The 9,013-nt window shown below is 69.1% G+C and carries 7 protein-coding genes and 1 rRNA gene; 2 read left to right on the top strand and 6 right to left on the bottom strand.

The annotated features are described in order from the left end of the window. A 5S ribosomal RNA gene (rrf, locus tag ACIBK0_RS29190) occupies positions 1 to 90 on the top strand; the annotation flags it as partial. Between the two features lie 403 nt (positions 91 to 493). Here the strand turns inward: rrf and ACIBK0_RS29185 are convergent. Further along, complete coding sequence (locus tag ACIBK0_RS29185; protein ID WP_399086320.1) at positions 494 to 1,255, bottom strand: CDP-alcohol phosphatidyltransferase family protein; 762 nt, start codon at positions 1,253 to 1,255, stop codon at positions 494 to 496. A 122-nt stretch (positions 1,256 to 1,377) separates the two neighbouring features. Here ACIBK0_RS29185 and ACIBK0_RS29180 point away from each other — a divergent pair, with 122 nt between their 5' ends. Continuing rightward, positions 1,378 to 1,944 (top strand): GNAT family N-acetyltransferase, encoded by a 567-nt coding sequence (locus tag ACIBK0_RS29180; protein WP_399086317.1) that lies wholly within the window; start codon positions 1,378 to 1,380, stop codon positions 1,942 to 1,944. A gap of 112 nt (positions 1,945 to 2,056) precedes the next feature. Here ACIBK0_RS29180 and ACIBK0_RS29175 read toward each other — a convergent pair whose 3' ends face one another. Genes ACIBK0_RS29175 through ACIBK0_RS29155 form a run of 5 tightly spaced genes read right to left on the bottom strand, consistent with a single transcriptional unit; the run spans position 2,057 to position 8,839 of the window. Further along, a complete protein-coding gene (locus ACIBK0_RS29175; protein ID WP_399086314.1) occupies positions 2,057 to 3,676 on the bottom strand; it encodes a type VI secretion protein in 1,620 nt (539 codons plus the stop codon). Positions 3,677 to 3,689: 13 nt separating this feature from the next. Beyond that, entirely contained in the window at positions 3,690 to 5,114 is a 1,425-nt protein-coding gene (locus tag ACIBK0_RS29170; RefSeq protein WP_399086311.1) for an ATP-binding protein, read from the bottom strand. Positions 5,115 to 5,128: 14 nt separating this feature from the next. Further along, a complete protein-coding gene (locus ACIBK0_RS29165) occupies positions 5,129 to 6,688 on the bottom strand; it encodes an SCO6880 family protein (RefSeq protein WP_399086308.1) in 1,560 nt (519 codons plus the stop codon). After that, the gene (locus ACIBK0_RS29160) at positions 6,685 to 8,001 is read right to left on the bottom strand and encodes a hypothetical protein (RefSeq protein WP_399086305.1); all 1,317 of its coding nucleotides are present in this window, start codon (positions 7,999 to 8,001) and stop codon (positions 6,685 to 6,687) included. The genes ACIBK0_RS29165 and ACIBK0_RS29160 overlap by 4 nt, the downstream gene beginning before the upstream one ends. Further along, a complete protein-coding gene (locus tag ACIBK0_RS29155; protein WP_399086302.1) occupies positions 7,991 to 8,839 on the bottom strand; it encodes a hypothetical protein in 849 nt (282 codons plus the stop codon). The genes ACIBK0_RS29160 and ACIBK0_RS29155 overlap by 11 nt, the downstream gene beginning before the upstream one ends. Between the last annotated feature and the right edge of the window lie 174 nt (positions 8,840 to 9,013).

Genomic DNA, 9,013 nt, shown 5'->3' with positions numbered 1-9,013 from the left:
CCCGGTTACATTCCGAACCCGGAAGCTAAGCCTTACAGCGCCGATGGTACTGCAGGGGGGACCCTGTGGGAGAGTAGGACGCCGCCGAACTAATTTTAGAGAAAGCCTCAACTCTTGGGTATACACCCGGAGTTGGGGCTTTTTCGCGTTCGTGGTGCAGTCATGTCCACGTCAATCATCCCTCGTAGTCCCCTCTCCGGTCACCTTCTCGCGCTATCGCCGTGCACCCCCGTCGGATACAAAGTCACTCCCGCCGGCCACCAGGCTCGGCTCGGAAACCTCCGACTCGACGCCGTGCTCCCGCCCGACAAGAGCATGCTCCTGGTGAGCAACGCCGGTCAGGGCACCCAGTCCCTACAGGCGTCTGCCCGGGCTGTGCCCAATGATCAGGTGGCAGACCTGGCAGACCTGGCAGACCCGGATGACGATGATTGAGTGACGTACGTAGGCCCCCACCCCCCGAGGGGAGTGGGGGCCATTGCCTTGGGGAGGGCTACTTCAGGCGGGACGACGCGACGATCGAGACGATGTGGGCAGGGACGAGGAGCCAGACGATCGCCGTCACGGCCACCGTCGCGACCTTCGTCGCCGTCAGGTCGCCGAGCGCCAGGTCGACGATCGCCGTGACGAGCAGCAACAGGGTGCACTCGATGCCGTTGACCAGTCTGTGCAGGCCGACGGCCGAGGTGAGGCGGCGGACTCGGGCGAGACCGCTGGAGCGCGGGACGACGGACTGGTCGGTGGCCTTCTCCATGCCGCTGTCGGAGCGGGCCACGTGGACGAGGTCGGAGGACGACTTCAGGAGCAGCACACCGATGGCCGCCGCAAGGCCGGCCACCAGGTAGGGGTCCAGGCCGAGTTCGGAGGCGCGGATGCCCATGCCGACCATGACGGCGGCGTCGGCGAGGTAGGCGCCGAGGCGGTCCAGATAGACCCCGAGCGGGCTGAACTGCTTGCGCCAGCGGGCCACTTCGCCGTCCACGCAGTCCAGCAGCAGGTACAGCTGCATGAAGACCACGGAGAGCACGGCGCCGCCGAGGCCGGGCGGGACCAGGGCGACTCCGGAGAGTACGCCCGCGAAGACCATCACCGTCGTGATCTGGTTCGGCGAGAAGCGCGTGCCCAGCATCAGGCGGGTCACCCTCAGCGAGAGCGCACGCATGTAGAGGCGGCCGGCCCAGTGCTCCGCCCTGCTGTCCAGTTTGCCCGCAGGGTGGATGACCTCGCGGAGTTCCTCTAGTTGGACCTTGGACATGCGGCATTCTCCCCTGGATCAATGTGCGTTCAGGGAAGAGCATGACGGGGGCCCGCACGGCGGGCGTAGGCAGGGTGGATAACCGGTGGGTGATGTCGTACACGCGTAATAACGTGGCCCCCATGAACCACGTGATCCGTTCCATATGTTCCGACGAGTGGGCCAAGGTGAAGGAGCTCCGGCTCGCCGCCTTGCGGGATCCCGTCGCGCATCTTGCGTTCCTGGAGACGTACGAGGATGCCGCCGCCAGGCCCGACGCGTTCTGGCGGGAGCGTGCCGCGGGGGCCGCGGTGGGGACGACCGAGCGCCAGCAGTTCGTCGCCGTGGGTGAGGACGGGGAGTGGGGCGGCTCCGTGACCGTGTTGGTCGAGGAGGCCGGGTCGCAGGACCCCTTCGGCACCCTGGTCGAGCGGAGCCAGGGGCATCTGGTGGGTGTTTTCGTCCGGCCCGAGCACCGCGGGAGCGGGGCCGGGGTGACGGGGGCGCTGTTCGACGCCGCCATTGAATGGTGCTGGGGGATCGGGCTCGATCGCGTACGGCTGTTCGTGCACGAGAAGAACGGTCGCGCCGAGGCGTTCTACCGCAAGGCGGGGTTCGTGCCGACCGGTGAGACCGCGGAGGTGCCGGGGGCGCCGGGGGAGCGGGAGCTGGAGTTCGTGATCACTCGGGGGAGCTCGCGGGGCGTCTAGCTCCTACGTGAGCCTGGTCCTGGTCCTGGCGCTTGCACTGGTCCTGCGTGGTCTTGCCTGCTTCGCGCCTGCTCCGAGCCTGGTCCTTGCCCAGTGCCTGCCCGATCCTCGGTCAGACCGGGAGTTCGTACTGGGGCCAGCGGGATCTCGCCTGTTCCTGGGAGCGGAGCAGGGCGAGGGTCGGGAGGCCCCGGTTCGCCCCGCCGGCCAGGAGGTCCGGGAGCTGGGGGAGCGGGGCCACCGCCGCTACGTCGTCCAGGACGAGAGCAAGTGGTGGGTCGAGGCGACCGGAGGATGACCGTTCGGCCATGCGCCGGCCGCGCTCGACCACGCTTGAGGCGAGGGCCGTCAGGAGTGGCATCGCGCCGGGGTTCGCCTTGGGGTCCTCGATGGGTTCACCGACCACATAAAGCGTGCCCCCTTCGTTGACGAAGGAATCCAAGGCGAGGCTGTCATTTCGGTTCGGAGTGCAGGCCTCGCGGACGTTCACCGTGAAGAGGGAGGAGAGGGCGCGAGCCGTCAACTCCTGGGCGATGTCGCGGCGTTCGGGATGCGAGGTGAGGGCGGCCTCGAGTTCGCCCGCGGCGCCGGATGCGGCCTTGGGGTTCGTCCGGAGGGCTCGTACGGCGTCCTGTACCTGGGTGCCCTGGGCCCAGCGGTGGACGTGGCGGAAGGGTTTTCCCTCCACGGCGGCGGCGTGCAGATAGCTGCGCAGGAGCGTTTCCGCAGAGTCTGCCATTGCCTGGTCGACCTTGGCGGTGGGGCGTACGGGGGCGAGTATCGCGGCCGCTCTTGCCGCCGCCGTGGCCTTGTCCTCGCAGCCCGTTGCCGGGGACCAGTGGAGGCGGGCCGGGGTGTCGCACAGGTGCGAGGGGTCGTAGAGGAGGACCGGGCCCAGCTTGGCTCTGGCGTCCTTCGTCTCCGACCAGGTCCTGGGGTTCGAGGTGATGACCAGGGCCGGGCCCTCGGCGTCTCGGACGGCTTGGGTGGCGGTGGTGTGGCGGGCTTCGGCGGGGGCGAGGACGACAGTGCCTGTGGGGCGTGCTGCCCACCCGGCCGCGCGTTCGCCCCGTTCCCGCGGCTGCGCCGCCACCGTTGGCAGGACCGCGCCGTCGGCGCGCATGTCCTCCCGCTCGCCCGCCCGTTCACCGTCAGCTGCCGAAGAAGCCGCCGACATCGGCTGGGGCGTCGCTATGGGTTGCGAGGCAGCGTCTTCGGCGCGCGCGGTTTCCCATCCGTCTGCCGATGCACCGTCAGCTGTCAAAGGAGCCCTCGACGAGGCCGTCGTCGGCTGGGGGGCCGCCGGCGTGTGCGGCACTCTCCCCTGCCTCGGTACCTCCACCGCACCGCCGGCCTCCGCCCTCCGTCTCGCTCGTCCCACTCTCCACCGCGCCACCGACCCCATCACGAACACCGTCAGGACCAGCAGCACCATCAACTGGCCGATGAACAGGCCCCAGAAGAGCCCATAGCCGGACAGCTGGGCTGCGGGGGTGTCGGGCCAGGCTCCCGTGATGTCGTGCGGTCGGCCGATCAGATGGCGCATGGCCAGGGGGGTGTGCGAGAACGTGACCGCGTCGGGCCAGGCGCCCCGGGCGAACCAGGCCGCGAGGCCCGTGGCCGTCCACACCATCAGCGTCATGCCGAGGAGGAAGGCGAGTACCCCGACCAACAGCCCGTCAGGGATGCCGCCTTCTCCTTCGCGACGCCCGTCACGCTGGTCCTGTCTCATCTCACGCCACCTCTCACGCCACTGTGGACTCGGAGGAGTCGTCGAGATCGCTGAGGTGCTGCTCCACGAAGGCCGCGGCCCGCTCCTCCGCCTCCAACTCCGCGGCGCGCAGGGCGTCGTCGGAGAGGAGGTCCGCTGAGGACTCGGTCATGGCGCGGTCGGTGAAGACGAGGGGGCGCTCGGTCTCGGTGATGAGGTGTTTCACCACTTGGACGTTGCCGTTGACGTCCCAGACCGCGATGCCGGGGGTCAGTGTCGGGATGATCTCGACCGCCCACCTGGGCAGGCCCAGGACACGGCCCGTCGACCGCGCCTCGTCCGCCTTCTGGGCGTAGATCGTCCTTGTCGACGCCATCTTCAGGATCGCGGCGGCCTCCTTCGCCGCCGCGCCGTCGACCACGTCGGACAGGTGATGGACCACCGCCACGAAGGACAGACCCAGCCGTCGGCCGAACTTCAGCAGGCGCTGGAAGAGTTGGGCCACGAAGGGGCTGTTGATGATGTGCCAGGCCTCCTCGACCAGGAAGATGCGCTTCTTCCGGTCGGGGCGGATCCATGTGTGCTCCAGCCACACGCCCACGATCGCCATCAGGATCGGCATGGCGATCGAGTTGCGGTCGATGTGCGACAGGTCGAAGACGATCAGGGGCGCGTCGAGGTCGATGCCGACCGTGGTCGGGCCGTCGAACATGCCCCTCAAGTCACCGTCGACCAGGCGGTCCAGGACCAGGGCCACGTCCAGGCCCCACGCCCGTACGTCGTCTATGGCGACGTTCATCGCCTCGGCGGACTCCGGCTCGGGGTGCCGCAGCTGCTCGACGATGTCCATCAGCACCGGCTGGCGCTCGACGATCGTCTCGTTCACATACGCGTGCGCGACCTTCAGGGCGAAGCCCGAGCGCTCGTCGAGGCCATGGCCCATCGCGACCTCGATGATCGTCCGGAGCAGCGCCAGCTGGCCCGTCGTCGTGATCGAAGGGTCGAGCGGGTTGAGCCGGATACCCATGTCGAGGGCCGCTGTCGGGTCGAGCCGGATGGGAGTTATTCCCAGCTCCTCCGCGATCAGGTTCCATTCGCCGACGCCGTCCTCGCCCTGTGCGTCGAGGACGACGACCTGGCGGTCGCGAAAGCGCAACTGGCGGAGGACGTACGTCTTCTCCAGGGCCGACTTGCCGTTGCCGGACTCACCGAGGACCAGCCAGTGCGGGGCCGGCAGCTGCTGCCCGTACAGCTGGAAGGGGTCGTAGATGTAGCCCTTCCCGGAGTACACCTCGCGGCCGATGATGACGCCGGAGTCGCCGAGGCCGGGCGCGGCGGTCGGCAGGTAGACCGCCTGGGCCTGGCCCGTGGAGGTGCGCACGGGGAGGCGGGTCGTCTCGACCTTGCCGAAGAGGAAGGACGTGAAGGTGTCCGTGGCGGCGGACAGCGGATCCCGCATCAGAACATCAGCCCCTACCTGCGGATTCCGGTGGCGAACGGCAGTGTGTTGACGAAGGCGCGGTGGTGCTCGCGGTCGCACCACTCCAGCTTCAGATACGACTTGCCGGCCGAGGCGCGGATCGTCCGCTTGTCGCGGGCGAGGGCTTCCGGCGAGCGGGCGGAGACCGTGATGTAGCCGACGAGGTTCACGCCGGCGGCTCCGCTGGCGAGGTCCTCGCCCCGCTGGTCCAGGCGGTTGTGCGAGGCGACGTCGCGCGGGTCCACGGTGCGGTTCATCTTGGCGGCGCGGCTGGCCTCGGCCTCGTCGTTCGTCTTCTCGGTCAGCATGCGCTCGATGGCGACCTCGGTGGGTTCGAGGTCCATCGTGACGGCCACGGTCCGGATCACGTCCGGGGTGTGGACGAGCAGCGGGGCGAGGAAGTTGACCCCCACCGGCGTCATCGGCCACTCCTTCACCCAGGCCGTGGCGTGGCACCAGGGCGCGCGGGTGGAGGACTCGCGGGTCTTCGCCTGGAGGTAGGTGGGCTCCATGGCGTCGAGTTCGGCGGGCCAGGCGTTGCGCTTGGTCATCGCCTGGATGTGGTCGATCGGGTGGTCCGGGTCGTACATCGAGTGCACGAGGGAGGCGAGCCGCCCCTGACCGAGCGGCTGCCGTACGCGGATGTCGGCTTCCTGGAGCCGGGAGCAGATGTCGGTGAGCTCGCGCGCCATGACGACGGCGAGGCCCGCGTCCCGGTCGAGCTTCTTCCCGCCCTGGGGCCGCGCCGCCCGCGCCATCGCCTGTGCCTCGGCGGCGAGTTCGCGCGAGTAGTGCATGCACGCGACGAGATACGCCCGGTGCTGCTCGCTGCTCGTGGACACCATGGACTGGAGTTGGTCGTACGACTGCTGCAGCCAGCCGGGGGCCCGCTCGTCCCCTCGTACGGCGACGTCCTTGGCGTGTGCGTCCGGGTCGGCGGGCAGGGTGCGCGCGAGCATCTGCAGCCGGGTGACGAAGCCGTCGCCGTTCGCGACGTGCTTGAGGAGGGTCCCGAAGCGGTCCACGAGGGCTTCCTGGTCCTCACTGTCGCGCAGGCCGACGCCGGGACCTTCGATCTCGATCGCCGCGGTGACCGTACGGCGGTCGGCGTGCAGGAGCACGGCGATCTCGTCCGGGCCGAAGGGCGCCGCGAGCCACGAGATGCGGCCGATACCCGGTGGCGGTCCGATCTCGATCTCACGGCCGTCGAGGTGCGTACCCGCCTCCATGACGTTCGACCGGTACGTCGTCCCCTGGCGCAGGGTCCGCTTGTAACTGCGGTTGATCTCGAACCACTTGTAGAACGTACGGCGCTTGTACGGGACGTACACCGCGGCCAGCGCAAGGAGCGGGAAGCCCATGAGCAAGACGATCCGCAGGGACAGGACGGGGACGAGCAGGCCGCACATCATGCCGAGGAACGCGCCCGCGATGATCAGCGCGATCTCGCCGGATTCACGATTCCGGCCGACGATCGCGTTCGGCCGGGCGCGGCCGATCAGATATGTACGGCGGGGCGTGACCGGATGGGACACGTGGGACTCGGTCGTCAACGCCCTTCACCTCCCGTGCGGTTGGTACTGCTGTTGCGGGTGCTGCTTGCGTGCGGGGTGTTGGCCGGGCTGGTACGCGGTGGCGGTGCGGCGGAGGGGACAGATCCGCCGCCTCCGTTCGATGTACGCGTGCTGTGCGCGGCCACACCGCCGGACGCCGGGTTGGCGGGGCGGGGCTGGTTGCCACCGCCTCCGCCGCCGTTGTTGTCGGCGCGAGAGCTGTGGGTCTTGATGCCCTGCGCGACCAGGGTGGCCGGCGAGCTGATCACGGCCGCGGCCTTGCTCTCGGCGCCCTGCATGATGCGGTTGTTGCGGGAATTGGCGATCTCGTCGCCGAAGCCCGGCACGAAGCGGTAGATCATCGCGCTGGCGAAGATGGCGAGCAGGATGATGGCGAGGCCGGAGACGACGGCGGAGAAGGCGTCCGGGCCGCTGTCGGTGGACAGTGCCCCGGCGAGCCCCAGCACGATCACGATCACCGGCTTCACCAGGATCACCGCGATCATGATGCCTGCCCAGCGGCGGACATGGCCCCACAGGTTCTTGTCGACCAGACCCGCGTAGACGACGGTCCCGAGCAGCGCGCCGACGTAGAGCAGCGCGGCCCGGATCACCAGCTCCAGCCACAGGACCCCCGCCGCGAGGATCGACACCAGCGACACGACGATCAGCATGATCGGGCCGCCGCCGATGTTCTCGCCCTTGCCCAGCGCGCCGGAGAACGTCCCGAAGAAGGTGTCCGTCTGGTTGCCGGTGGTCTTGGCGAGGACCTCGGTGACACCGTCCGTCGCCGAGACGACGGTGTAGAGGATCAGCGGGGTGAAGGCCGACGCCAGCACCGTCAGCCACAGGAACCCGATCGCCTCCGACAGCGCGGTGGTGAGCGGGACACCCCGCACCGCCCTCTTCGCGACCGCCAGCAGCCAGAGGAGGAGCGTGAGGATCGTGGACGCCGCGAAGACGACGGCGTACTGCTGCAGGAACTTGGGGTTCGTGAAGTCGACGTTCGCCGTGTCGTTGACGGCGGCGGAGAGCTTGTCGATGGTCCAGGAGGCGGCGTCGGCGCAGCCCTTTGCGAGGGAGGAGAGGGGGTCGAGGGTGGAGGTGGGGTCGAGGCTGCCTCCGGTGCCCTTGCTGCCGCTGTCGCCTTCGCAGTAGTTCTTGGCGGGGCCGTGAATCAGGCCGCAGGGATCGCTGCTCGATGACGGCGACGGTTTGGGTGCGGCAACGGCCCGGGTGGCCAGCAGCACCGCGGTGGCCTGTACGGCCCCGACGGCCGCGGTGAGCTTGAGTACGCGATGGTTAGCGGGCATACGTGAACCCTCCGTACTCCTCGACAGCCTTCGCGATGTCGTCTGCGCTGGAGGCCCGGTCGTCGCCCGGGACGGGCGCGGGGCCGTCCTTCTGAGAGTGCGTGACGATCTTCCAGTCGCCGCCGGTCCACCTCAACTTCATGGTGATGGTGAACCAGCTGCTGGTGACGGGGTTGGTGGAGTTCTGGCCCGCGAGGCCGAGAAGACCGCCGCACCAGACCTCGACGGTCGCCGCGTCACTGGAGGACGCGGTCACCTTGGTGCCGATCGGGCTCGTACGCGAGACGAACGTGTAGCCGTGGGGCGCCGAGCCGTCCTCGTTCAGACCGACGTTCTTGTTGAACTGAGGGGTGTACGCCTTGTCCAGCGTCGCTTCGAAATCCGTCACCCGGGACGGGGTGATGATGGCCTCGAGGATCTGGTCCCGTCTGGCCTTGTTGAACATGTCGGCCGAACCCAACGCCACCGCATAGTTCGCCGCCGCGCTCTGCGCCCCCTGCTCGCTCTGCGCGAACCCCGAGGGAATCCCCGCCGCCTTCGACTCCACCGGCCGTGTCCCCGACGCCGCCGTGGGTGAGGTCTTCGCCTTGTCGTTGTCGCCGTTGCCCGAAGAGGAATCGTCCCCTCCACGGTTCGCGAAGGCGATCGCGGCGATCAGCAGGACGACGACACCGACGACCGTGACCAGGCTCCGGGAGGAGGACCGCCCGCGGCGGGCACCGCCGTAGACGTCGCCGGGGCGGTCGGGGAGCCGGGTCCGGGTCTGGCCAGAGCCGCCGTACCCCCCGTCCTCGCCGCGCGAGGCGTCGCCGTAGCCGGGTTCGTCACCGAGACTCATGTCGCGTACGCCCCCTCAACCTCTCGCTGAACCAAGTAGTACGACGGTAGCCGTGCTGGTTCCCGCGCGGGCGCGGTGTGGTGACTCGACATCAGGGAAACGCAACCTCAGCCGGTGGGCACGACGGACGGGTGGGTCGGAAGGGAGAGATCCGGGCGCGCCCGGCCGGGGACT

It is taken from the genome of Streptomyces sp. NPDC050564 (assembly GCF_044457265.1).
Taxonomy (GTDB): domain Bacteria; phylum Actinomycetota; class Actinomycetes; order Streptomycetales; family Streptomycetaceae; genus Streptomyces.
Note: the sequence above shows the minus strand (reverse complement) of the source record. Positions and strands in the feature narration are given on the sequence as shown.